Here is a 24,450-nt window from a genome sequence, read left to right as displayed (position 1 = left end):
CACAGGTTTTGAAAACCTGTGAGGTTTAAAGCTCTTTTTAAAAACTATACCTCAGTGATAAAACTAAATTTCTAGCTGCCGCGGCAATTCCTGAAGAATACGTACGGTAGCGTTGGTTGGTGATATTTTCTAAGGAAGCAGTAGCCAGTAAGTTTTTACTAATCTCGTATTGGCCGGTAAAATTAAGACTATACCAGGAAGGCGAATAAGGATTTCCATTATCATCTATGGCATATAAATAGGTTTTTCCCAGTTCGGAAGGAGCCAGGTCTTCATAATCAAACTGCCCATTGTACTCCGCAAAAAGGTCGAATTTCAGCTTTTTTTTGTGCCATATCAAATGGGTATTTCCAAAAACAGGAGCTGCATGGCGTAAGGCCGCGATAGACCCGTCTTCCTGTTCTTCCTTACCTTCGGTTAGGCTAATTTGAGAGGTTAATCGCAAAGCCACAGAAAAATCTATTTCTACCCCGGTTTCAAAACCGTACACATAGGCTTTCGAGGTATTTTGAATAGCTTGTACGCGACTTGGTTCTCCCTGGTAGTCAATTTCAGTTTCCCCATTTAGATTAAAATCCCTGCGCACCATGGCATCATTCAAATAGGTATAAAATGCAGTAGCAATAAAACTAATATTCTCTGCCGGCTTCCAGTCAAAACCAAGCTCACTGCTGTAAGCATATTCCGGTTTTAAATCTGGATTTGGCACTACCACCGCCCCAGGTTCAGAATCAAAGATTTTCCCAACATCATCTATGTTTGGCGCCCTAAAAGCTGTAGAAAGGTTTAACCGCCAGCCGATAAACCTGTTTTGTTGCCAGTTAATTCCCGCGCTTCCGGTTAAAGCTCCGGTTTTAATATTGGCTATCTTAAATGGAAAATCATATAAATTCTCATCGAATTTAGCATCTACCAAAATATGATTATACCGAAGCCCTGATTGGAAAGAAAGATCTTCTTGGATTTTCCATTGATAAGTGGTATAAGCGGCGATTGACTGCCAGGTGGAACCATCGGGATATCGGGAAGCGGTAACTTGCTCTTCATCTGTTAAAATGTTTTCAGCAAAACCTGTGGAGTTCACCTTATTAAAAACATATTCTGCACCATAAAACAAACGGCTCTCTTCAAAAGTCTTTTCAAAATCAAAATTAACCGAATACGCATCAACATTCTCTTTGGTATTGTATAGCCAATCCTCGCCAAAATCACGATTATGACGGCTTTCTTCAAAGAACTGGTAGGCAGCGGTCATCTGGGCTTTATCATAGAGTGCTCCATCCCCTTTTTTATTGATTTTAAAATTACCCATAAACCATTCTTGTGGCCCATAGTACCATTGGGCAGTACGCAATGCGCCATCCCGCTTTCTATAAAGTCGGTCGAACCTTGGGAAATTGGAGGTAGCAGAATAGATAAGCCCTAAATTAAGGTCCCAATCTTTGTGAGGCATAAATTTCACCTTTTGCAGCAGGTTTATTTGCTCATAACCCGTTGGTTTTTGCACTCTTGGCTTATTGTTGGGCACTACTATATCTACCCCGTTTTGCCGTACTACATACTCGTTACGCAAATACTCATCGGGACCGTGTGCGCCCATTTTTAAATCGTCGAAATCTGAAAAGCTAATACTGCTTAAAAATGCCCAGTTCTCACGACCAATATTAACATCTGCATGTATGGTTTTTTCATTATTGGCAGAAGCGTAACGAGCGTATGCGTTACCCGAAACCGAAGTTTCATCAGTAAAAGAAAATTTTGGTTTTAAGGTATAGAAATTCATCACGCCACCTATGGCATCACTTCCATAAACCACCGATCCCGGGCCAAGAATTACCTCGGTATTTTCTACCGCCAATGGATCTATAGATATAATATTTTGAAGGTTTCCGCTTCTAAAAATCGCGGTATTCATTCGCACACCATCTACGGTGATTAAAAGCCTGTTGGTTGAGAAACCACGAATCATAGGACTTCCACCACCTAACTGACTTTTCTGAACAAAAACCTGCCCGCTGCTTTCAAGTAGATCGGCCGAAGTTTGCGGACTGGCCATAATAATATCTTTTACTGAAAAACTGACGATCTTCTGCGGAATTTCATCCTTATTCATTTCAAATTTCGCCACCGAAAGCACCACCTGCTCCAGCTCATTACCGTCACTTTTTAAATAGACCTTATTTTTATTCTGGATTATTTGGGATTTCCTGAGGCTTTTATCGCTGAAGTTAACGTGCTTAAAATGAATAAACTCGTTTTCACTAAATACTGAAATATTAGCTACTCCATCAAAATTAGTTAACGCACTTTTAGATTTTTCGGCATTATATAAAGCCACACTGGCAAGGGGCTCATGAGTTTCTTCATTCAAAACCTGTACCTGCTGAGCGTAGATACTATTAACCATAAAAAAAAGGAGAATTACTCCTATTATTGAATTTCGCATTTAGCTAAAAATTTCATTGAGAACGGCAAGTGATTTTGGTTTCTTAAATCCTTCTATGTGCAACTCATAATAAAGGAGCAACATATTCAGGAAATTTGCCCTACTTTGTTGATTCAATTTCAAATCATTCAACATATCAAAATTTATGCCTAACATCTGCCTTAAAACCGCTACATTTTGCCCATCAATGCAATAATTATTCACACTATTCAATTCAAAAACGCCATCCAAAAGATTGAAGTACATAAGTTCTTTAGCATCAGCATCTGGATAAAAACCAAGGTATCGAGTTAAGTTTAATAAGAACAAGAGGTGAAAATTAGCTATTTTATCATGTAGATCCAACCACATCAATGAGTTTTCAAGATACTTAAACAATTGTGGGTTGGTTTCTTCTTCTCGAATTGCATTTTTTAAAACTTCAGCTAAAAACATAAGCATAGCACCTTTCACCATATTAGTATGCAGGCTGGTATAGGTATGCTTAATTTTAGCATCTTTCAGGTACTCCATCTTTCCCTGATTGCGATGGTTTGCCACAATTTCCAACTGGGTGAGCAGCTGAAACTGAGAAGCCTTAAATTTTCCTTTTTTAGATTTAAGCACTCCCTTAAGCATATAGGTTTTTAGACCATCACTATAGGTATAGGCTTTCACAATCAAATCGGCCTCGCCATATTTTAAGGCACTAATTACAATTGCCGGAGTGGTAACAAGCATTTTTAAAGAATTTATGCTTTTCGAAGATAAATAAAAAAGCCGCTTTATAAGCGGCTTTTATTTATACTTTTAACAAGCGTAATTTACACTACTCCCTGGGCAAGCATTGCATCGGCTACTTTTACAAAGCCGGCAATATTAGCTCCTTTTACGTAGTCTATATAGCCATCTTCTTCTTTCCCGTATTCTACACAACGCTCATGAATATTGTTCATAATCTCGTTTAGCTTATTATCCACTTCTTCTGCAGTCCAGCTGTAACGCATAGAATTTTGACTCATTTCTAATCCTGAAGTGGCAACACCACCAGCGTTAGAGGCTTTACCAGGGGCGAAAAGAATTTTCGCGTTTTTAAACACTTCTACAGCATCTGGAGTACAAGGCATATTAGCACCTTCTCCAACACACATACACCCATTTTCTACCAATTTCTTAGCATCTGCTTCCTCAAGTTCATTTTGAGTAGCACAAGGAAGTGCCACATCACATGATACCTCCCATGGCGTTTTACCTTCAAAATATTTAGCTGAAGAATATTTATCTACATATTCACTAATCCTACCACGTCTTACATTTTTGAGATCCATAACAAACTGAAGCTTCTCTTCATCAATTCCAGCTTCGTCATAGATATAGCCTCCAGAATCACTTAATGTTAAAATTTTTCCTCCAAATTCCAGTGCTTTTTCTGCTGCATACTGGGCTACGTTTCCAGAACCCGATACCACAACGTTCTTCCCTTCAAAAGATTCACCTCTTGTACTTAGCATGTTTTGTGCAAAATATACATTGCCATAACCTGTAGCTTCAGGACGAATAAGAGAACCACCGTAAGCAAGTCCTTTTCCGGTTAAAATTCCGGTAAATTCATTTTGTAATCTTTTGTATTGGCCAAACATAAAACCAACTTCACGCGCACCAACTCCAATATCTCCAGCAGGAACATCGGTATCTGGACCAATATGACGATAAAGCTCTGTCATAAAACTCTGGCAGAAACGCATTACCTCGTTATCAGATTTTCCTTTTGGATCAAAATCAGATCCGCCTTTTCCTCCACCCATAGGCAAAGTGGTAAGACTGTTTTTAAATACTTGCTCAAAAGCAAGAAATTTAAGAATACTTAAATTAACAGAGGGATGAAAACGCAAACCACCTTTATAAGGCCCTATGGCTGAATTCATTTGAATTCTAAACCCGCGATTTACCTGAATATTGCCTTCATCATCTAACCACGTAACCCTAAACATAATTACTCGCTCTGGCTCTACCATACGCTCCAGCAACTGCATGTTCTGATACTGTTTATTCTCTTTTATAAAAGGAATAATAGTTTCAGCAACCTCATGCACTGCTTGCATAAATTCCGGTTCGTTTTGATTTCTTTCAGATACTTTATCAAGAAAATCCTTTATATTTTGTTCCATACTGTGTGATACTTCAAATAATTTATAAAAAAACTGTGTTTAGTTTGCAAATATATAGGTTATAAGAAAAATGACCTCAAATTTTCATCTTTTCATACAACATTAACGGCTTTAATTTAGCAATTTAGAAACAGAATTATATTATAATTTTTCTTAATGTAGTTTTTATATATTTGTTACTCGTCCAAGCCTGAAGTAATGCACAGTTACAAGATATTTTTAACTCTTATTGTTTTTTTATTATTCTTCCAGGTAAAGGGATATTCCCAATTTGGGATTGCTCACGAAATTGCTGTAAAGGCAGGGCCGGCTTCATTTTTTACAGATTACGGCGAACGCTGGAATGTAAAAAACAACCTGAACAACGCGGGTTACGGAATAGGAATTTCCCATTATATTAATTTTGCCTATAAAACCGATTGCCACTACTCTCAAACCGCCTCCTTTTTTATTAATCATTTTAGAATTAGAAATGAGCTGGATTATTTTTACTCCAAATTAGAACATTTTGGCCCTGTTGCTAATAAATCAAGCCAGGGAGGAAAATTGTTAAGAGCGATGCATGGAGAAAGCGAGATTATTGAAGGTGGAATTCACCTGGAATATCATCCTTTTAGAATTCGCGATTTCACCCATTCAGGATATTTGTTTTCTCCCTATATAAGTCTGGGCGGCCATTTTGTGTCTTATAAAGCTGATGCGTATTCTGATTTAGGACCTCTAACAGATCCTAACAATGTATTCCCAACTTTTGTTGGCGGAATGGATTTTGAACGCGGCAGCACTTATTCCATAGTCGCAGGGCTTGGAGTACGCTATCGTTTAGGTTTTAGACATGACCTTTTAATTGAAGCCCGTGGGCAATATTATGGAAGCGACTGGATTGACGGACTAAACATTAACGCGCCTCAAAATAAGTTTAACGACTATATTCTTTGGATTAATGTTGGCTATGTTTATTATATTAATTTTCAATAGTTGATGAAGTTATAACCTCACCTCCCAAATCTTTTAATTCTGCTTTTGCTTTTTCAAAGTCTTCTGCATTTAGCGCTCTCGTAGCATCTTCTATTATAGTTGCTTTAAAACCTTGTTTAATTGCATCTTTAGCTGTAAAAGAAACACAAATTTCGGCTGCAAGTCCGCAGAAATAAAGATCTTCTGCATTCTTTTCTTTCAAATAACCGGAAAGCCCGGTAGATTTTAAATGTTGGTTGTCATAAAAAGCACTATAACTGTCTATTTCCAGACTTGTTCCTTTTCTAAAAATAGCTTCAATTTTAGCAGTCTGTAAATCGCTATGGAATTCAGCTCCTTCGGTATTTTGTATACAATGGTCTGGCCACATCACTTGCGTGGCTCCATTAAGATCTATGGTTTCAAACTCACTTTTCCCCTTATGGCTACTGGCAAAACTGGCGTGACCTTCAGGATGCCAATCCTGCGAAGCTATCACTAAATCAAATTTCTCTTGAAGTTTATTAATTATTGGTATAATCTCATCCCCACCTGGAACCGATAATGAGCCGCCGGGCATAAAATCGTTTTGCGGATCTACAATAATGAGTGTTTTCATAAGTCCTATTTTTGGTAAAATGCAATCAATTTATCACGTTCCTCTTTTAAGGCTTCACTAATCCCTACCTTATAAATATGCGGATTATTAAATCGTTTATATTCTATAGAAAGCTCTGCCAGCCTATTTTTACTATATTCAGCAATTTCCTGCAGTGTTTTATGCACTAACCTATTTTTACCTTTTTGCATTACTGGCTTAAGTAGTGGTTCTTTCGTTAAGGTACCAACCTTCATTTGCTTATAAGGTTCAAATGGATGGATCATATTTTTAATTTCCTGCTCTTCAAAAAGCGCCACCAGATCTGCACCAACGCAATTCCCTTGAGAGTCCCTTAAACGATATACTTGTTTTTTATGCGGAAGCGTAACCTTGACGATACTCTCTGATATTTTAATTCTTGGCTTCCCATTAGAAAAAGCCAATTTATAAACCCCATCTAATGCGGCATCCGGACTTCCAATAACAAGGTTGGTCCCCACTCCAAAAACATCTATCCTGGCGCCCTGTTCCAGCAAGCTTTTTATTACGTTTTCGTCTAGTTGATTAGAAGCGGCTATCTTCACATAATCAAGTCCGGCGGCGTCTAGCATTTTTCTACTTTGCTTAGAGAAATAAGCTAAATCTCCACTATCAAGTCTAATAGCCATTAATTTCTGACCACGTCCTTCCATTTCTTTTGCCACTTTAATAGCATTTGGCACACCACTTTTAAGCGTATCGTAGGTATCAACTAATAACACACAATCTTTTGGTCTCCCTTCTGCAAAATCTCTAAATGCAGTTATTTCATCATCATAACTTTGAATAAAGGAATGCGCCATAGTTCCTGAAACAGGGATATTAAAATCCCTACCGGCAACAACATTGCTTGTACCATGAAAACCACCAACAATTGCCGCACGAGTTGCATAGTAACCACCCGGTCCCTGGGCTCTTCGCAGCCCAAAATCTAATAAGGTACGCTCTCCTGAAACTAATTTAATCCTGCTGGCTTTGGTAGCAATTAAGGTTTGAAAATTGAGCAAATTCAGTAAAATAGTTTCAATAATTTGCGCTTCAATAATATTGGCTTCAACCTGCAAGATTGGGCGGGTTGCAAAAACCACATCTCCCTCCTGTACGGCATTAATATTTCCTCGGAATTTAAAATCCTTCAGGTATTCCAGGAAATCATCATCAAAATCTTGTTTTTTAAGGTACTCCAGGTCTTTATCATTAAATTTTAAGTTTTCAATGATTTCCAGTAGATCCTGAAGCCCGGCAAAAATAGCATACCCACCTTGAAATGGCAGTTTTCTAAAATAATAATCGAATATGGCGGTGTGATCCTTTTGGCCTTTTTTGAAATATACCTGTGCCATTGCCAGTTGATACTGGTCGGTATAAGTAGCTGAAAAATCTAGCATAGCTTTTAGTTAGTTTAAACTTCGTAAAGCATCGCTTTATAAATTTTAAAAGTCGCTTCACTGAACAGCACAAATTTAAGCTTTTGCAAGTGTTTAAGCTTTGGAATTTCGGGTAAAATTGTATTAAAACTCAGCCAATTGTTGGTTTTAGGTTTGCTTACATTTCATAAGGACGTCATATTTTCGCTAGAAATATTCAAACTCAAACTACTCCTATTTTTTAGATTGAAATAAAACCTAACTAACAGTTCAAAGAAAATAGAACTATTAAAAGTAAGTTTTTAACTTTATCGTATGGATCACAAAATAAAGATTTTTAAAGAAGTAGTACTTACCAGAAGTTTCACCAGAGCTGCCGAAAACCTCTATATGTCGCAACCCGCGGTTTCCAAAACCATTAAAAACCTGGAACAGGAATATGGGAAAGCATTCTTTCTAAGAGAAGGAAATAGCATAGCATTGACCAACGAGGGAGAAATATTTTTAAAATATGCTGAAAGCTTATTGGATATCTATACTAAAATGGAGCACGAATTTTCTTCAGAAAATCCAGCTTTCCCGGATAGCATTAAAATTGGCGCCAGCACAACCATTGCTCAGTACGTGATTCCAAAAATAGCGGCTTCACTTCAAAACTCAAACAAGAAGCTAAGTTTCAATCTTATTTCGGGAAATACAGGAGATATTCAGCAACTTATTTTAAATGGTCAATTAGATTTTGGGATTATTGAAGGTGAAAATCAAAACACTCGACTAAATTATGATCCATTTGTAAAAGACGAACTTGTTCTGGTTACAAGTACAAAAAATAAGGTTTTTAAATTAGAAGACATACCAATCGCGCAACTTCCAGACCTGGATTTTGTAGAACGAGAAAGTGGATCTGGCACCCGGGAAGTAATTACCAATGCACTAAAAAAGCACCAAATCCCAGATCTAAAAGTAAAAGCCACCCTGGGCAGTACAGAAGGTATAAAATCTTATTTACGTAATTCCAATCACTTTGCTTTCCTGTCTATTCACGCGATAAACCAGGAGGTTTTAGATGGACACTTAAGGGTGGTTGAAGTGCAGGGACTTTCCATATCCCGCTGGTTTCATTTTGTAAAAAGGCAGGGATTTCAGTCCAGGCTAAACCAGAAGCTAGAGAATATATTTATTGAAGGTTATAATAAAAAGGAATAGCCCATTACTTTTTGCTTTGCATAACAACTTAGGATTCTATCGTTCTTTGTAGCACTTAAATAAGGTGTTATGCAATTTCAAAAATATAGAACAGGGGTATTTATTCTATTAATAGCAATATGCTTAAGCGGATACGTTAGTGGTGCTACAGCCTTAATAATTGGGTTTCTATTCACTTTTTTTGCCGGACAGAACTTTCAGAGATTCACTCATAAAAGTATTCAATATCTATTAAAAATTTCTGTAGTGGGGCTTGGTTTCGGAATGTATTTAATGGAAACTCTAAAAACAGGCAAGGAAGGATTAAATATCACCATATTCACCATTGCTGCCACTTTAATTTTGGGGTGGTTTTTAGCTAAAATCTTAAAAATAGACGTGCGTTTGGGGCATCTTATATCTTCCGGCACTTCAATTTGTGGTGGTAGTGCCATAGCAGCAATTTCTCCTGTGATCAATGCCAACCCTAAAACTATCTCTGTTTCCCTGGGCGTAGTTTTTCTACTCAATTCTGTTGCTCTATTTATTTTTCCTGGAATAGGACACTTTTTTAATATGAGTCAGCACCAATTTGGGTTATGGACAGCCGTTGCTATACACGATACCAGCTCTGTGGTAGGCGCCGCTTTAGAATATGGTGAGGAAGCCTTAAAAGTGGCAACAACAGTTAAGCTGGCCCGTACACTTTGGATTATACCGGTTTCCTTGATTTCTATGTTCTTTTTTAAAACAAAAGATGGCAAAATTAAAATCCCTTTGTTTATCCTTTTCTTTATAGTTGCAATTCTAATGAACAGCTACCTTAATTTACCTGCTGAATTAACCCAAAGTATCACCGGAGTTTCCAAACGTCTTTTAATTGTATGCCTTTTTATGGTAGGCACTACGCTTTCTATAAAGGATATAAAACAAACAGGATTTAAACCCTTTGTATTAGGTATTAGTCTTTGGGTGTTTATTTCGATAAGTTCTCTTTATATTATTCTCAATTGATTTTTAACACCACAAATTAAAGGCTTGTAGTAGCCCACTTACAAATAGAAGAAACCTAGAGTTCTTTCTTTGCCCCCCTTATTTCAGGATGGGTGAATCAAAAAAAAAGCGATTGTTTGAAAAGACCTTTAAACCGTCATCCTGAATTTATTTCAGGATCTAGTATGTTGATAATTAAAGAACATAATTGAAGTTGAAACTATTTTAAAAAAGCTTGCCTACCAAAACCTCACAGGTTTTGAAAACCTGTGAAGTTTCTTTTTTAATATTTTGACTACAATTCTTGCTTAAACACAACAATTAGGGTTAATCTGTTAAAATGGGTGCGAGAATAAAAAGTGGGTATCCGAAAAGAAGGCCTTTTTTTAGGTTTAGATATCAAAAAATGGTTTTTTAAAAATTAGGCTCAAATCGCTTTAACTCTGAAACCAGCCATTAGAAAAGATTTTAAACGAAAAAACCGGCCTTTTTTTGGACCGGTTTTTCTGCCTTACTCGATAATCGAGCCCCAGGCTGTGCCTTGAGGTAATTGAGTATGTTTTTTCTTTAAACTTTAATCATCATCCCCGTCATCGTCATCATCTTCGCCATTTCCATCCTCTACACTTAGTAGGTTCCCTTCCAGGTCAAATTCCAGTTCTATGCCATTATTCAGTGTTACCTCGTATTCATCTTCATCAACTTCTGCTTCAATAATGGTATTATCGGGATAATTTTCTGCGATGTAATCCTGGATTACCTGCGGCAATTCAGCCGGATTAATATCTTCTTCGGCTTCACCCTCTTCAGCTTCATTTTCATCCTTTGCCTGACCTAGAAAATTTCCGTCTCCATCGAAAATAAGCTCGATATCATTTTCCAATTCTATCTCATAGTTCCCGTTGTTCTCCAGCTCGGCTTCGTCTATACCCAGTCCCGGGAAGTTATCACTTATAAAATCCAGTATATTTTGTGGTAATACTGCCGGATCAATTTCTTCATCATCAAATTTATTTTCATCATCATCTACTCCCAAAAATTCTCCCTGAGCATTAAAAATTAACTCTGTATCATCACTAAGCTCAATTTCAAAGTTCTGGTTATCTTCAATTTCGGCTTCTACAATGGTAAGTCCGGGGTAATTTACAGTTATATAATCCAGAATAGTTTGTGGTAATGTTGAGGTTTCCACATGTGAATCTGCCGAAAAAGCTACGGCATTCAAATCTGGCTCATTGGTATCTTCGCTTTCTGAACAAGATTGAAATAATAGCATTAATAGTAAAATTCCCGGTAAATAATTAATTCTCATATCTATACATTTAAATTAGTGTGTAAATCTGTAATCCTTAGCATACATAACGCCTTAGTCACTTTTACATTGTATGAATTCTTATTATTTAGAGTATTTCAATAGGTATCTTAAAAGTATGCCGACTTATTTATATAAATCCAGAAAATGTTCTTGATCCCAATTAGGCTTGATCTGGAAAAGCTTATTACGAAAGGGATATAAACGAAAAAAAACCAGCCTTTTTCAAGACTGGTTTCTTCTAATTTGCTCCCCCTCAAGGACTCGAACCTTGGACCCTCTGATTAACAGTCAGATGCTCTAACCAACTGAGCTAAGGAGGAGTGTTTTGCTCTTTAGCGGTTGCAAATATAAGTCAAAATTTAAATCACCACAAAACAAAAACTGAATTTTTTTCTAATAAAATTCAATTGATATTCTATCACTCAAATAACCAGCGATATACATCATTACCATTAGCATAAAGCACCAATGCTATTAAGATAAAAAAGCCAACCATTTGTGCTACTTCCATAAATTTATCATTAGGTTTTCTTCCAGTTACCATTTCATATAGAAGGAACATCACATGCCCTCCATCTAAAGCTGGGATAGGTAAAATGTTCATAAACGCAAGAATAATAGAAATAAGTGCTGTAGTATGCCAAAACCCTTTCCAGTTCCAGGTATCGGGAAACATATCACCAATAGCTCCAAATCCACCTAATTGTGTTGCCCCCTTTTGAGTAAAGACATATTTAAATTGCGCTACATAATCGTGCAAAGTCCAGTAACCATAATCAAAACCTTGTTTTATACTTTCAACAAAGCCATATTTTTGCTGCTTTATTTCATAATTAGATTTTATTCTAAAACCTAGCATGCCTTCTTCATCTGGCGTGATCATAATGCTTTTAATATCATTGTCTCGCATAAAGACCAACTCCATTTCCTTCTCTTTATTTTCCTTGGTAATTTCACCTATCTCATGCCAGTAACCAATCTCCTGCTCGTTTACAGAAATAATACTATCACCTTTTTTCAGGCCAGCAATTTCTGCAGCCTTATCTGCGGTAACTTCCTCTATAACCGGATTTTGAATAGGAATAAAAGGTAACATTACTCCCTGTTCCCACATTTGTTCGCCAATATCTTCAGGAACTTCAATAGTCTCTTCTGCCCCATTTTGATGTAAAACAGTGATGCTATTTACATCTCGCATAAACAAATACCTATTTACATCGGTACTATTCTGCAAATCTTTTCCGTTTAATTGTAAAACACGGTCACCGTCCTGAAAACCATATTGTTTAAATTCTTCGGCAATTGCAAAACCTTTAGGCATTTCATCTGGACCTACATAGTTTTTACCCCAAACAAACATGATCATCATGTAAATAAGAAAACCAAGCACCAGGTTTACAGTAACACCCCCAAGCATAATTATAAGTCGTTGCCAGGCGGGTTTACTTCTAAATTCCCAGGGTTCTGGCGGTTTTGCCATTTGCTCCTTATCCATACTTTCATCTATCATTCCCGATATTTTCACATAACCACCCAAAGGCAGCCATCCAATACCGTATACCGTTCCACCAATCTTCTTTTTAAAAAGAGCGAACTTCACGTCAAAAAACAGAAAGAATTTTTCTACCCTGGTTTTAAATAATTTGGCGGGAATAAAGTGCCCCAGTTCGTGTAGAACAATAAGTAAAGACAAACTTAACAGTAACTGTATAGCTTTAACTATAAATGGATCCATGTGTAATGCTTCAAAATTTAAATCGCACAAAAGTAACCTTTTATACTATCCTAGAAAAGTTAAAAGCCTTCCTGTTTCGGTACACTGAAATTTTAGGTTTTTAACTGCGACAAATTAATTGTTAGCCCTTAGTTTTGTATAAAATTTTCCTGGGAGAAACTCATTGGGAAATCAAGTTTAAAAAAGTATTAATCCAACTTAAGTTGGAGATTTTCTAAATTATAAACCTCACATAGTGAGTTAAATTAATAGTATGCGTAATCTTTTTAACTGGCTTAAGAAATTTGCCATTGTACTTTTTATACTCTCAGTAATCATTGTGTATAGTATTTATACGCTCTTAACTCCTAAAGAACGCCTACCTGTTTTTCAACCAGATATGGTAAATGTTGAATTAGTAGATTCTACCGTACAACATGTTCGTAAATACCATACAGTAAAAGATTTTGAGCTTATTAACCAAAATGGCGACACTATTACTCAAGATTATTACAAAGATAAAATCTATGTGGCCGATTTCTTCTTTACTACCTGTCTCACTATTTGCCCTGTAATGACCGATCATATGTTAGATATTCAACAGGAAATTAAAGACGATCCGGAAGTTTTATTACTCTCTCATACCGTTTTCCCAAAAACCGACTCTGTACCGGTTTTAAAAGCTTATGCTGAAGAAAAAGGGGTGATAGATGAAAAATGGAATCTTGTTACTGGCAATAAGAAACATATCTATGAACTGGCTCGAAAATCTTACCTCGCATCGAAGAGCAATGGCGATGGCGGACCCTACGATATGATTCATACTGAAAATTTTGTGCTTGTAGACAAGGAAAAGCGAATTCGAGGATTTTATGACGGTACCGATGCCGAGTCTATAGAAAGCTTAATGCACGATATCAAGGTTTTAAAGCGTGAATACCGTTAGAAAACAGTTTTTTCATTGAAATTTTTTACTGCTGAATTTTTACCTTACTTTTGCCTTGTTTAAAATCAATCTAAATAAAAAGTGAAACGAACTCTGGCCGACTTAAAACGTGGTGAACGCGGAATTATCAAAGAATTTTCAGAAGAAAATATTCCGCTAAAATTACTCGAAATGGGTTGTTTGCCGGGCAATGAAGTGGAAATGTTGCAAATGGCTCCTTTTAGAGATCCTATGTATTTAAACATTAACGGCAGCCACCTGGCCATTAGAAGAGAGATCGCTTTACTTATAGAAATTGACCTTATAAGCTAACATGGCTAAACAAATAAATGTTGCATTAATAGGAAACCCCAACACCGGTAAGACCTCTGTATTTAATCAGCTCACCGGTCTGAATCAAAAAGTAGGGAATTATCCCGGCATCACGGTTGAAAAAAAAGAAGGAATTTGTAAACTTCCGCGTGGCCTTAAAGCCCATATTTTAGACCTTCCCGGAACCTACAGCCTTAATGCCTCTTCTTTAGATGAAAATGTGGTGATAGAATTATTGCTAAATAAAAGCGATAAAGATTATCCAGATGTAGCTGTTGTGGTTAGCGATGTAGAAAATCTTAAACGAAACTTACTTCTTTTTACCCAAATTAAAGATCTTGGTATTCCCACTATTCTGGTTATAAATATGGCCGACAGGATGGAGCGAAAAGGGATTTCGCTGGATGTAGATTTGCTGGAAGAACGATTAAATACTAAAGTAGTTTTAGTAAGCGCCAGAAAAAACACCGGGATTGATGAGCTGAAAGAAGCGATAATCAATTACAGACATATCTCAGACGAGCCTTGCGTAAATGCATCAGTTATTGCTCCTGAATATTTTGATCGTTTACGGAAAGCTTTCCCAAAGCAATCACTTTATAAACTATGGCTGGTAATTACTCAAGATGTGAATTTTGGTAATATTAATCGGAAAGAAATTACCAATTCAGATTATTTTGATACTAAATCTCATACCGAGCTAAAGAAACTTCAACACAAAGAAACTATTTTAAGATACCAGTTTATTAACGGTGTTTTAAAAGAAACGATGAAAGTTGATGCAAGTTCTGCAAAAGACCTGCGTTCTCGTTTAGATCGTGTTCTTACCCACAAAGTATGGGGTTATACGATATTTTTCGGCATCCTGTTATTGATTTTTCAGGCAATTTATAGCTGGTCCAGCTACCCAATGGATCTTATAGATGAGACTTTTGCATTTTTAAGCGAATGGACAAAAACTACTTTGCCGGCTGGAGCTTTTACCAATCTTATTGCTGAAGGTATTATTCCCGGCCTTGGCGGTATTGTTATTTTTATACCCCAAATCGCATTTCTGTTTTTCTTTATTTCTATTCTGGAAGAAACCGGCTATATGAGCCGGGTAGTATTTTTAATGGATAGGATTATGCGAAAATTCGGACTTAGTGGGAAAAGCGTGGTTCCATTGGTTTCAGGAACTGCCTGCGCAATTCCTGCCGTGATGGCTACCAGGAATATTGAAAGTTGGAAAGAGCGCTTAATCACCATTTTAGTGGTGCCATTTACCACTTGTTCGGCAAGATTACCTGTTTACTTAATTATTATTGCCCTGGTAATTCCAGATCGGGCGGTCTGGGGTTTTAATCTGCAAGGCCTAACCCTAATGCTGCTTTATCTTTTAGGATTTGGTGTGGCCATTGGATCGGCCTGGATCTTGAATTTAATTCTGAATATAAAAAACCGAAGCCACTTTGTTATTGAAATGCCCAATTATAAGATGCCAATGGGAAAAAACATTGCCATAAATGTGGTTGAAAAAACCAAATCTTTCGTATTTGGAGCCGGGAAAATAATCCTCGCTATTTCAATTATTCTCTGGGTTTTGGCTAGTTACGGGCCGGGAGACAACTTTAGTAATGCTAACCAAATTGTTAGTGAGCAATACAATGACCAGAATAATATATCCGAAGCTGAGCTTGACGAAGAAATTGCTTCATTCAAATTAAAAAACTCCTATATAGGGATTATGGGGCGAGGTATAGAGCCGGTTGTTGCGCCTTTGGGTTATGATTGGAAAATTGGAATTGCCATAATAAGTTCTTTTGCGGCTCGTGAAGTTTTTGTAGGAACTTTAGCCACTATATATAGCGTAGGCAGTGATGAAGAAGAAACCATTAAAAACCGCATGGCGGCTGAGATAAATCCAATTTTAGGAGGACCATTATTTACTTTCGCCAGTGGAATTAGTTTATTATTGTTTTATGCATTTGCAATGCAATGTATGAGTACTTTGGCTATTGTTAAAAAAGAAACCAATACCTGGAAATGGCCTGTTTTACAGTTAGTGGTCATGACCTTGTTCGCCTACTTTGTAGCATTAGCGGCTTTTCAATTATTAAAATGAATGTAAGTTACAACTAACAAAACGACTGAAAAACTATGGAATTAATTCAAGAAATTCTCGTTTTCATAACCTTCGCGATCGCATTAGGATATATCCTGACAAAATTTATCTGGAAACCTGCATTTTTAAAAAAGAAGTCTGAAAAGACCAAAGCATGCGGAGTTTCAGGTTGCGGTTGCAGTTAATCTCTTTTTGGAAAATATTTGTAAATCTCTTTTCGCTGCAAAAAACGAACAAGCAGAATTTCTTGATCGGTCAACTTTTTAACCCCCAATCTATAATCACCTATTCGAATTCGATAAAAATCTTTAAATCCTTTAAGCTTTTTAATCGGTTGTTGACTTAAATTTTCGGTATTTTGAAGCTGTTCAATTTTTTAAAAAAGTTTTTCTTTAACTTGCTTATCTGTGATTTTTGCAGTGTCTTTTGCCAGGCTTTTACTGATTCTAACCTTCATCTTTTAAAAGTGATTGTTTAAAATCTTCAAGGCCCATTTCTTCTTCATTTACTCCTTCTTCGATTGCCAATCCAAACGCATATTCCTCTAATTCGTTCGGCTTTAAAAATTGAGTTTCGATACCAAGTTTATGGGCAAGTTGTACAAGCAACTTTAAATTTTCTTTTGATTCTCCTTTGAAAATTACTGATTCCATAATAAATTTTTAATAACAAGATAAGAGTTATTTCTCATTTGTACTAAACCTCTTAAATGAAATAATTTGATTTTAAGGGCTAAGCCAGCGGAACATCAGGTTGTGGTAGTGATTAATTTTCCAACCTCTCCGTTACTTTCAACATAAGCTGATAATTTGAAGCTTTTATCTTCCTTGAAGTTTTTGGATACGGGGAAAGCGACAGGAATTCTATGTCTAATTCTTCTTCAAAAAATTTAGCCAGGCTGGTTTTAAAGGAATTTACATTTGCTCCCACGGTAATAATTTCTTGCCCTAAAGATTTTTCACCTTTAAATATTTCTACCAGAATTTTTGCTTCCCCGGCTCGCACACAAATTACATCACTAGGGCACCTTGAATCTACCAAAACCTCTCTAAATACAATTTTTTTTTCTTTAAAGTCGAAAGATTCTCCAGGATAAGTTTCCAAAAAATACTGAACAACTTCTTCCTCTTGCTGCGCTGAAGCAGACAAAGTAAATAAGAAAGCAAAGACAGCTAACAAAGCTAATTTTAAAAGAAAAAAGTCGTTATTGATATCGTTTCTTATAGTGTTCTGGTTTACTGGCATAACTCTTTACAATTAAAGACTACATCTCAACTTGAATGTTGCAAAAGATTTTAACCTAAACCTACATCCAGGGTCATCATCACCATAAAACCTACAATAAAGCCCATAGTCGCAATATCGGTAAAATTCCCTTTTTGAGATTCCGGCACAACTTCTTCCACCACCACAAAGATCATTGCCCCGGCAGCAAAAGAAAGTGCATAAGGTAAAATAGGCTCAAAAGTCATTACCGCCCAGGCCCCAAGCACCGCAGCAAAAGGCTCTACAATAGCCGAAAGCTGACCAAAATTAAAACTTTTCCACCGGCTCATTCCCTGCCCCCGAAGCGGCATGGCAACAGCAAAACCTTCAGGAAAGTTTTGTAAACCAATTCCTATAGCTAGCGCTACAGCGCCACCAATACTGGCCCCTTCCAGACCTGCACCTGCAGCTCCAAAAAGTACACCTACCGCCAAACCTTCGGGGATATTGTGCAAAGTAATTGCCAGAGTAAGGAGAACAGATTTATGCCAGGGTGTTTTAATCCCTTCCTTTTCGCTCATTTTAAAATTTACATGCAGATGTGGTAATACTTTATCTAAACCGAAAAGAAAAAGCGCTCCCAGTCCAAACCCAACTAGAGGCGGTACTGTTTTTTCAAATCCTTCGCCCGGACTCATTTCTATCCCGGGTGCCAATAAGCTCCAAAAACTGGCAGCCACCATAACGCCGCCGGTAAATCCCAGCATACCGTCAAACAACTTTCTATTCATGTTTTTAAATAGAAAAACCAACGAAGCTCCTGCAGCAGTAAGTAACCAGGTAAAAATTGTAGCCAGTAATGCAGCCATTACCGGGTCTAATTGCTCAAAATAAGCGATTAAATCTTCCATTTACTGTGTTTTTATATATAGATTATTTGATATTAATTGTGAGATTCTTAATTCCCTTTCTTCTATTAGTATGAGCATAGATCCATCAAAAGCTTCTTTTTCCAGAACTTTAATTTCTTTCCCCAGCGAAATATTATTTTTATCTAAAAACCTTAAAAATTCAGATGAAGAATCTTTTACCCCTACGCAAATTCCTTTTTCTGCTTTATCTAATTCAGCAAGCAACATTTTATTAGCTACACTAAAATTTCCTTGAGCATCAGGGATAGGATCCCCGTGGGGATCGCGTTTAGGAAAACCAAGAAATTTATCCAATTCCTGGGTAAGTTTTTCAGATTTAATATGTTCCAGTTGTTCGGCTATATCATGTACTTCATCCCAATTAAAATCGAGTTTTTCTACCAGAAAATATTCCCATAAACGGTGTTTCCTAATCACCTTAATGGCTGTCTTATTTCCCAATTCACTCAGTTTTACGCCCTGATACTTCTTATAAATCACTAGTTCTTTTTCCGATAGTTTCTTAATCATATCAGTAACCGAGGAAGCTTTGGTTTCCATTTCTTCCGCTAATGCATTGGTACTCACACCCGCCTGGTATTTTCTTTCTAAATGAAAAATCGCTTTTAAATAATTTTCTTCTGAAAAACTAAACATACTTCTAATTTACCCGATAAAAATGCTCCGAAACTTAGCTCGAAATTAAAATCGTTTGCTCCTTATTTCTCGTAAACTCACTTCGAGATAGTTTATATTTTCCAAAAATACATTTTTAAAATTAAAAACCTATTTTTAGACTAATCTAAATTTATTTTATAGTTTTGTTAAAATAAAATTATGATGACCTATACAACTATGAAATATTTGCTATACCTATTATTTTTTCCATCAATAGCCCTGGCACAAGATTCCCAGGCCAGGATTTCGGGCACTATCACTTCCAATGGCAATCCTGTACCCTTTGCCAGTATATTTATAAAAGGTGGCGAGACTGGCACTGATGCTGACATGAATGGAAATTATGAGTTGAGCATTCCAAAAAAGGAGGTAAAGCTTGTGGTACAAGCTCAGGGCTACCGAACTCAAGAGAAAGTTATTGGAGTTTCAGCCATTAAAACTGTAAACTTTAATTTAGTTGAAGATGCCCTTGGCTTAGACCAGGTAGTAGTAAGTGCTACACGCAACAGAATTAGTAAAAAAGAAGCACCTGTAATTGTGAATGTACTTAGTCCAAAACTATTTGAAGCTACCCAGTCTATTTCACTTGCAGACGGACTTAATTACCAATCTGGAGTTCGGGTGGAAACAAATTGCCAGAACTGTGGATTTACCCAGGTACGCTTAAATGGGCTAGGCGGAGAATACACTCAGATTTTGGTAAACAGCCGGCCTGTTTTTAGTGCTTTAAACGGGGTATATGGCCTGGAACAAATACCTATTAGTACCATTGAACGTGTTGAAGTAGTGCGCAGTGGTGGCTCTGCACTATTTGGTTCTAATGCCATTGCAGGAACAGTGAATGTTATTACCAAAGAACCCATAAACGATAGCTGGGAAGTTAGCTCAAACCTTGCACTTATTGACGGAAAAACCGCAGATAGAAATATAAATCTTAATGCCTCGGTGGTTAGTGAAGATTTAACTAGTGGGGTTACTGTATATGGGATATTTCGCGATCGTGACGCCTATGATGCTAACGAAGACGGATTTAGTGAAATCACAAAACTTACTAATAACTCACTTGGCGCAAAAGCATTTTTAAGACCGAACAATAACAGTAGAATTGGACTGGATTTTACCGGTATTAGAGAGTATAGACGCGGTGGGGACCGTATTGACCTGGCGCCTCAGTTTACCGATATTACCGAAGAACTCGACCATAATACAATTTTTACAGGATTAGATTATGAATTATGGGATGATAAACGTAAAAATAGCGGTTCTGCATATATTTCTGTGCAACATACTAACAGGGATAGTTATTACGGAGGTTTAGGTGGCGGACGCAGCAGAGCCGATTCTATTGCCGCTAATAATGCTTTTGGTAAAACTACAGACCTTGCGGTAGTTTCAGGAGCAAAATATAGCCATACTTTTTCTAATAATGATGTTCTTACCACCGGCCTGGAATACCAACTAAATGAAACAAAAGATGAAATCACCGGTTATAACCGCATCGTTGATCAACAGGTAAAAAGCATAGGCTTTTATGGCCAATATGAATGGAAACCTATTGAAGACTTTACTGCTCTAATTGGGGCTCGTTTAGATCACGTAACAGTAGATGGATTGTATGGCATTCAAAACATACAACGTTCTGCAGAAATAAATGAGACTGTACTAAGCCCGCGTTTAACTATTTTGTACAGTCTCTCAGAAAATTTACAATTTAGAGGAGGTTATGCACGTGGTTTTCGAGCACCTCAGGCTTTTAACGAAGACCTGCATATCTCTTCGGTTGGCGGAGAACAGCGATTTGTAATTCTCTCAGAAAACCTTGAAAGTGAATTTTCAAATGCCTATACCGCATCCCTAAATTTCGATAAAGTATACCACAAATTACAAACCAACTTTTTACTAGAAGGTTTTTACACCAACCTTAAAAATCCCTTTACCATAGTTAGTACAGGAACCTCACTGCCCAACGGTTCCATTTTAGAAGAATCCCGAAATGGTTCTGGTGCTTATGTTGCTGGAACTAACCTGGAATTCACGATCTCTCCAAGCGAATCCCTGTTTTTTCAAGCGGGTGCCACCATACAACGTTCCATTTTTAGAGAAGATCAAATTCTTTTTGAAGCCGATGGGAATTCCCCAGGGGAAGAGGATGTGATTTTAGATGAATTTATTCGGTCTCCCAATGTTTATGGCTTTTTAAATTCTAATTGGAGTATAAACGAAAACTTTAATTTAGATCTAACCGGCAGCTATACCGGCTCTATGATTGCACCGCGGGTTATTAGTGAAACCGGTTTTATAAAATTGGTAGATACAGAAGATTTTCTGGACATGACTGCAAAAATAACCTATCACTTTGACCCAATAGAGAATTTTCATGTAGAACTAAGCGGTGGAGTACAAAACCTATTTGATAGCTACCAAAATGATTTTGACCGTGGCCCACTAAGGGACTCCGATTATATTTATGGTCCAAACCGACCAAGAACAATGTTTATAGGATTAAAATTTGGCGATTTTTAAAGATAAATTCATGCGAATACAAGGCTACTTTTTATTCATTCTCCTACTGGTATTTCCTATCGTAAATGCTCAGAAAAAAGCTGAAATAAACTGGAAAAGCTGGCCTGAACTGGAGCAAGCATTAGAAAAAGAATCAAAACCTGTTTTTATTTTTTTTCACGCAGAGTGGTGCGCTTATTGCAAAAAAATTGAACGTGAAATATTCACTAATCCTGAGGTGATAAAAAAGATAAATTCAAATTATTACGCTGTAGAAATGGATGTTGAAACTACCGACACCATACATTTTGATCAAGTAGAATTCGTAAATAAGCAAGCACTTACGCAACGAAATGGAGTTCACCAACTTCCAATTTTATTGGCTAGCCGAAAAGGAATACCATTTTCGCTGCCTGCAACAATTATATTAGACAAGGAGTTTGCTGTAAAAAAACGGATTTTTGAATACTATACTTCCTCAGAAATACTAAATATTTTATAAAAAAGGAAGAATAAAAAGCCTTGTGCTTTGATCACACATCAGCGAATAAATTATATTCCTCGTTCTTTTTGAATTTGTTCGTAGGCTTCCTGAACTTTATTGAATTTTTCTTGCGCCCCTTTTCTATAGGCTTCATCCATATGAACTAATTTATCGGGATGATATTTTTTCACCATAGTTCGGTAAGCTTTTTTAACTTCCGCATCGCTGGCCGATTTTTCAATTTCCAGGATTTTATAGGCATTATCGGCAGATTTAAAGAACATGGCTTTTAGACTTTCAAAATCCATTCTGCCAATTCTAAGATAACCTGCAATTTCCTGGATCACTCGTGCTTCAGCATCACTTACGCGACCATCGGCTTGCGCTATTCCAAAGAGAAAGTGAATAATTTGTAAACGTGCAGGGTACTTTGTTCTGGCGGCCAAATATTGCGAAATTCTTGAAGCTGATATTTCGCGGTTTTTAATTAGATCATTAAAAGTTCTAAATGTTGCATTAGCGCGTTCTTTCCCGTAAGCCTGCACAAAATAGGAACGTACATAATCCATTTCAGACTGTGAAACCTGGCCATCGGCTTTAATCACCAGGGAACATAGCGAAAGTAAGTTCAGTTCAAAATCGCCTGGAGAAACCTTTTGTTCATTCTGCTCCCCAAACATTTGTTTAAATGCCCCACCACTACCTCGGGTCCAGTTATCTATAAGGGTTCCTACTATAAATCCTAAAATGGCTCCCGGAAACCGGAAATACATATAGCCAATTACGGCGGCAATCCATTTAAACATGAAGAAAATTTTTAATAAGCGGCAAAGATACTATTTTACTCGATAATCAAGGTTTAAATGCTCTAAGGCTTACCTCTAAATTATTCAATAGTTCTCAATGAATGGCTCGTGAGCTTGCTCCGAGGTAATTTACTCATTAAATGAGATTTAAAAGCCCAAAGCCTTGGTGTGAAATTGAGACAATTTTAGTTGTAGCTTTCAGGTAATAGTATATGAGTTAATCAATTTAACCTATTTGCACATAATTAATTGGAATATGGACAGCTGAAGTTAATTTGGTATCTTTGTAACTTACAAAAGTTTAATACAAAAAAAACAAATATATGTATCCAGCAGATTTAGTAAAACCTATGCGCGAAGACCTTACCAGCATTGGTTTTGAAGAATTACACAGTGTAGAAGATGTAGAGAACGCCATGAAGAAAGAAGGAACTACCCTGGTAGTTGTAAATTCGGTTTGTGGATGTGCTGCCGCTAATGCAAGACCAGGCGCCAGAATCTCTTTACAGAATGCAAAAAAACCAGATAATTTAGTAACTGTTTTCGCAGGTGTAGACAAAGAAGCTACAGATAAAGCTCGTAGCTTAATGGTACCTTTCCCTCCATCTTCGCCTTCTATGGCACTTTTCAAAGATGGTGAATTAGTACATATGCTAGAGCGTCACCACATTGAAGGCCGCCCGGCTGAAATGATTGCTGAAAACCTTACCGGAGCTTATAACGAGTTCTGCTAAGTAGCAATTGCTAGTATAAACTATTGAGAAGGGTCTGAAAGAGTTTTGCTTTAAAAACGTCATCCTGAACTTGTTTCAGGATCTAACTTATAATTAGGTTAGAAGCTGAAACAAGTTCAGCTTGACGCAAAGCGATCTTTTAGACCTTTTTTATTTTCTTTCCCCAATTAGTATTTGCAGGTTTAGGGCTTAAATACTTAATTTAGCCGCATAATCTAAGTGATGAAAAAAATACTTTCATATCCCTTAACGGCATTATTCTATTTTTTCTTTTTTTTAAATCTACTGGTTTTTCATCCTATCCAATGGTTGTGCTTAAAACTAAGCGGATACCAGGCTCATAAAAAAAGTGTAGATATTTTCAATCTATTTTTAATGCGTTGTCTAAATATTTTAGGAACTCGTTTTAGCTTTGAAAATCCTCAGCATATTCCTATAGAAAAACCCTGTATTTTTATATCAAACCACCAGGGAATGTACGATATCCCTCCAATAATATGGTACTTACGAAAACACCATCCAAAATTTGTAAGTAAAAAGGAACTAGGCAAAGGAATTCCAAGTATTTCTTTTAATTTGCGGCACGGCGGTTCGGTATTAATAGACCGTAAGAATAAGCGGGAGTCTCTTTTAAAAATGGGAAAATTTGCCAAATACCTTAATAAAACCAATCGCTCTGCCGTAATTTTTCCAGAAGGGACGCGTAGCCGAACCGGAGCTCCCAAAAAGTTTGCCGTAAGCGGAATGCAAATGCTTTTTAAACAAATGCCCGAAGCGCTAATTGTTCCAATCACAATCAATAATTCCTGGAAACTCTTTAAACACGGTAATTTCCCCATGGAACCGGGCGTTCACATAAAACTAAAAGTGCACGAGCCTATTCCGGTAGCATCAGATGATCCGGAAAGTCTTGTTGCAAAAGTAGAACGCACCATTATTGCCGATATTAAATAATATATAAAAAATAATCGCCTTTAGGTATATTAAAACGTCATCCTGAATT

Annotated in this window: 23 protein-coding genes and 1 tRNA gene; 10 read left to right on the top strand and 14 right to left on the bottom strand. The window is 36.9% G+C overall.

All coding sequences use genetic code 11. From position 1 onward, the window contains the following. Window positions 1-37: 37 nt before the first annotated feature. From B5X51_RS07525 to gdhA, 3 genes are all read right to left on the bottom strand, one after another. Window positions 38-2,446, bottom strand: a complete 2,409-nt coding sequence (locus tag B5X51_RS07525) for a TonB-dependent receptor plug domain-containing protein (RefSeq protein WP_079720494.1) — start codon at window positions 2,444-2,446, stop codon at window positions 38-40. Continuing rightward, window positions 2,447-3,166, bottom strand: a complete 720-nt coding sequence (gene recO / locus B5X51_RS07520) for a DNA repair protein RecO (protein ID WP_079720492.1) — start codon at window positions 3,164-3,166, stop codon at window positions 2,447-2,449. Between the two features lie 83 nt (window positions 3,167-3,249). After that, the gene (gdhA, locus tag B5X51_RS07515) at window positions 3,250-4,593 is read right to left on the bottom strand and encodes an NADP-specific glutamate dehydrogenase (protein WP_079720490.1); all 1,344 of its coding nucleotides are present in this window, start codon (window positions 4,591-4,593) and stop codon (window positions 3,250-3,252) included. Between the two features lie 198 nt (window positions 4,594-4,791). Between gdhA and B5X51_RS07510 the strand changes: the two genes are divergently transcribed. Further along, complete coding sequence (locus B5X51_RS07510) at window positions 4,792-5,571, top strand: THC0290_0291 family protein (protein ID WP_079720488.1); 780 nt, start codon at window positions 4,792-4,794, stop codon at window positions 5,569-5,571. On the opposite strand, the gene pncA is transcribed toward B5X51_RS07510, so the two are convergent. Together pncA and B5X51_RS07500 are read right to left on the bottom strand one after the other, a co-directional pair. Further along, on the bottom strand, window positions 5,558-6,169 hold the full coding sequence (pncA, locus tag B5X51_RS07505) for a bifunctional nicotinamidase/pyrazinamidase (RefSeq protein ID WP_079720486.1): 612 nt from the start codon (window positions 6,167-6,169) through the stop codon (window positions 5,558-5,560). The two genes, B5X51_RS07510 and pncA, sit on opposite strands and share 14 nt — an antisense overlap. Before the next feature lie 5 nt (window positions 6,170-6,174). Continuing rightward, the gene (locus tag B5X51_RS07500; RefSeq protein ID WP_079720484.1) at window positions 6,175-7,578 is read right to left on the bottom strand and encodes a nicotinate phosphoribosyltransferase; all 1,404 of its coding nucleotides are present in this window, start codon (window positions 7,576-7,578) and stop codon (window positions 6,175-6,177) included. Window positions 7,579-7,872: 294 nt separating this feature from the next. Here B5X51_RS07500 and B5X51_RS07495 point away from each other — a divergent pair, with 294 nt between their 5' ends. Next, a complete protein-coding gene (locus tag B5X51_RS07495; protein WP_079720482.1) occupies window positions 7,873-8,763 on the top strand; it encodes a LysR family transcriptional regulator in 891 nt (296 codons plus the stop codon). A gap of 69 nt (window positions 8,764-8,832) precedes the next feature. Further along, on the top strand, window positions 8,833-9,756 hold the full coding sequence (locus B5X51_RS07490) for a YeiH family protein (RefSeq protein WP_079720480.1): 924 nt from the start codon (window positions 8,833-8,835) through the stop codon (window positions 9,754-9,756). Between the two features lie 553 nt (window positions 9,757-10,309). Here B5X51_RS07490 and B5X51_RS07485 read toward each other — a convergent pair. The 3 genes from B5X51_RS07485 to rseP all read right to left on the bottom strand — a co-directional run bounded on the left by B5X51_RS07485 (window position 10,310) and on the right by rseP (window position 12,785). Then, the gene (locus tag B5X51_RS07485) at window positions 10,310-11,047 is read right to left on the bottom strand and encodes a PepSY-like domain-containing protein (protein ID WP_079720478.1); all 738 of its coding nucleotides are present in this window, start codon (window positions 11,045-11,047) and stop codon (window positions 10,310-10,312) included. A 249-nt stretch (window positions 11,048-11,296) separates the two neighbouring features. Next, window positions 11,297-11,370, bottom strand: a tRNA-Asn gene (locus tag B5X51_RS07480). A gap of 98 nt (window positions 11,371-11,468) precedes the next feature. Next, a complete protein-coding gene (gene rseP, locus B5X51_RS07475; RefSeq protein WP_079720477.1) occupies window positions 11,469-12,785 on the bottom strand; it encodes an RIP metalloprotease RseP in 1,317 nt (438 codons plus the stop codon). Between the two features lie 253 nt (window positions 12,786-13,038). Between rseP and B5X51_RS07470 the strand changes: the two genes are divergently transcribed. The 3 genes from B5X51_RS07470 to feoB all read left to right on the top strand — a co-directional run bounded on the left by B5X51_RS07470 (window position 13,039) and on the right by feoB (window position 16,126). Then, window positions 13,039-13,710 (top strand): SCO family protein, encoded by a 672-nt coding sequence (locus tag B5X51_RS07470; RefSeq protein ID WP_079720475.1) that lies wholly within the window; start codon window positions 13,039-13,041, stop codon window positions 13,708-13,710. A gap of 81 nt (window positions 13,711-13,791) precedes the next feature. Then, window positions 13,792-14,022 carry a FeoA family protein gene (locus B5X51_RS07465; RefSeq protein ID WP_057482465.1) on the top strand — a complete coding sequence of 77 codons (231 nt, stop codon included), beginning with the start codon at window positions 13,792-13,794 and terminating at the stop codon, window positions 14,020-14,022. A 1-nt stretch (window position 14,023) separates the two neighbouring features. Continuing rightward, on the top strand, window positions 14,024-16,126 hold the full coding sequence (gene feoB / locus B5X51_RS07460) for a ferrous iron transport protein B (protein WP_079720473.1): 2,103 nt from the start codon (window positions 14,024-14,026) through the stop codon (window positions 16,124-16,126). Window positions 16,127-16,307: 181 nt separating this feature from the next. Here feoB and B5X51_RS16090 read toward each other — a convergent pair whose 3' ends face one another. From B5X51_RS16090 to B5X51_RS07435, 5 genes are all read right to left on the bottom strand, one after another. Beyond that, window positions 16,308-16,499, bottom strand: coding sequence for a type II toxin-antitoxin system RelE family toxin (locus B5X51_RS16090; RefSeq protein ID WP_079720471.1), 192 nt, complete (start codon window positions 16,497-16,499; stop codon window positions 16,308-16,310). Window positions 16,500-16,572: 73 nt separating this feature from the next. After that, a complete protein-coding gene (locus tag B5X51_RS07450; RefSeq protein ID WP_079720470.1) occupies window positions 16,573-16,779 on the bottom strand; it encodes a hypothetical protein in 207 nt (68 codons plus the stop codon). A gap of 112 nt (window positions 16,780-16,891) precedes the next feature. Next, the gene (locus B5X51_RS07445) at window positions 16,892-17,371 is read right to left on the bottom strand and encodes a hypothetical protein (protein WP_079720469.1); all 480 of its coding nucleotides are present in this window, start codon (window positions 17,369-17,371) and stop codon (window positions 16,892-16,894) included. A gap of 50 nt (window positions 17,372-17,421) precedes the next feature. Next, window positions 17,422-18,243, bottom strand: a complete 822-nt coding sequence (locus B5X51_RS07440; protein ID WP_079720468.1) for a ZIP family metal transporter — start codon at window positions 18,241-18,243, stop codon at window positions 17,422-17,424. Next, window positions 18,244-18,900, bottom strand: coding sequence for a metal-dependent transcriptional regulator (locus B5X51_RS07435; RefSeq protein WP_079720467.1), 657 nt, complete (start codon window positions 18,898-18,900; stop codon window positions 18,244-18,246). Window positions 18,901-19,080: 180 nt separating this feature from the next. Here B5X51_RS07435 and B5X51_RS07430 point away from each other — a divergent pair, with 180 nt between their 5' ends. Continuing rightward, a complete protein-coding gene (locus tag B5X51_RS07430) occupies window positions 19,081-21,444 on the top strand; it encodes a TonB-dependent receptor (protein WP_245828713.1) in 2,364 nt (787 codons plus the stop codon). A 10-nt stretch (window positions 21,445-21,454) separates the two neighbouring features. Further along, window positions 21,455-21,925 (top strand): thioredoxin family protein, encoded by a 471-nt coding sequence (locus B5X51_RS07425; protein ID WP_079720752.1) that lies wholly within the window; start codon window positions 21,455-21,457, stop codon window positions 21,923-21,925. Between the two features lie 50 nt (window positions 21,926-21,975). Here the strand turns inward: B5X51_RS07425 and B5X51_RS07420 are convergent, their stop codons facing one another. Then, a complete protein-coding gene (locus B5X51_RS07420) occupies window positions 21,976-22,713 on the bottom strand; it encodes a TerB family tellurite resistance protein (RefSeq protein ID WP_079720465.1) in 738 nt (245 codons plus the stop codon). 323 nt (window positions 22,714-23,036) lie between these two features. Here B5X51_RS07420 and B5X51_RS07415 point away from each other — a divergent pair, with 323 nt between their 5' ends. Both B5X51_RS07415 and B5X51_RS07410 read left to right on the top strand, forming a co-directional pair. Continuing rightward, the gene (locus B5X51_RS07415; protein WP_079720463.1) at window positions 23,037-23,447 is read left to right on the top strand and encodes a BrxA/BrxB family bacilliredoxin; all 411 of its coding nucleotides are present in this window, start codon (window positions 23,037-23,039) and stop codon (window positions 23,445-23,447) included. A gap of 222 nt (window positions 23,448-23,669) precedes the next feature. Next, window positions 23,670-24,401, top strand: a complete 732-nt coding sequence (locus tag B5X51_RS07410; RefSeq protein ID WP_079720461.1) for a lysophospholipid acyltransferase family protein — start codon at window positions 23,670-23,672, stop codon at window positions 24,399-24,401. Window positions 24,402-24,450: the final 49 nt, after the last annotated feature.

Source organism: Salegentibacter holothuriorum (assembly GCF_900168045.1).
Classification (GTDB): Bacteria; Bacteroidota; Bacteroidia; order Flavobacteriales; family Flavobacteriaceae; genus Salegentibacter; species Salegentibacter holothuriorum.
The sequence above is the reverse complement of the archived record's forward strand: the minus strand, read 5'-3'. Positions and strand labels throughout refer to the sequence as shown.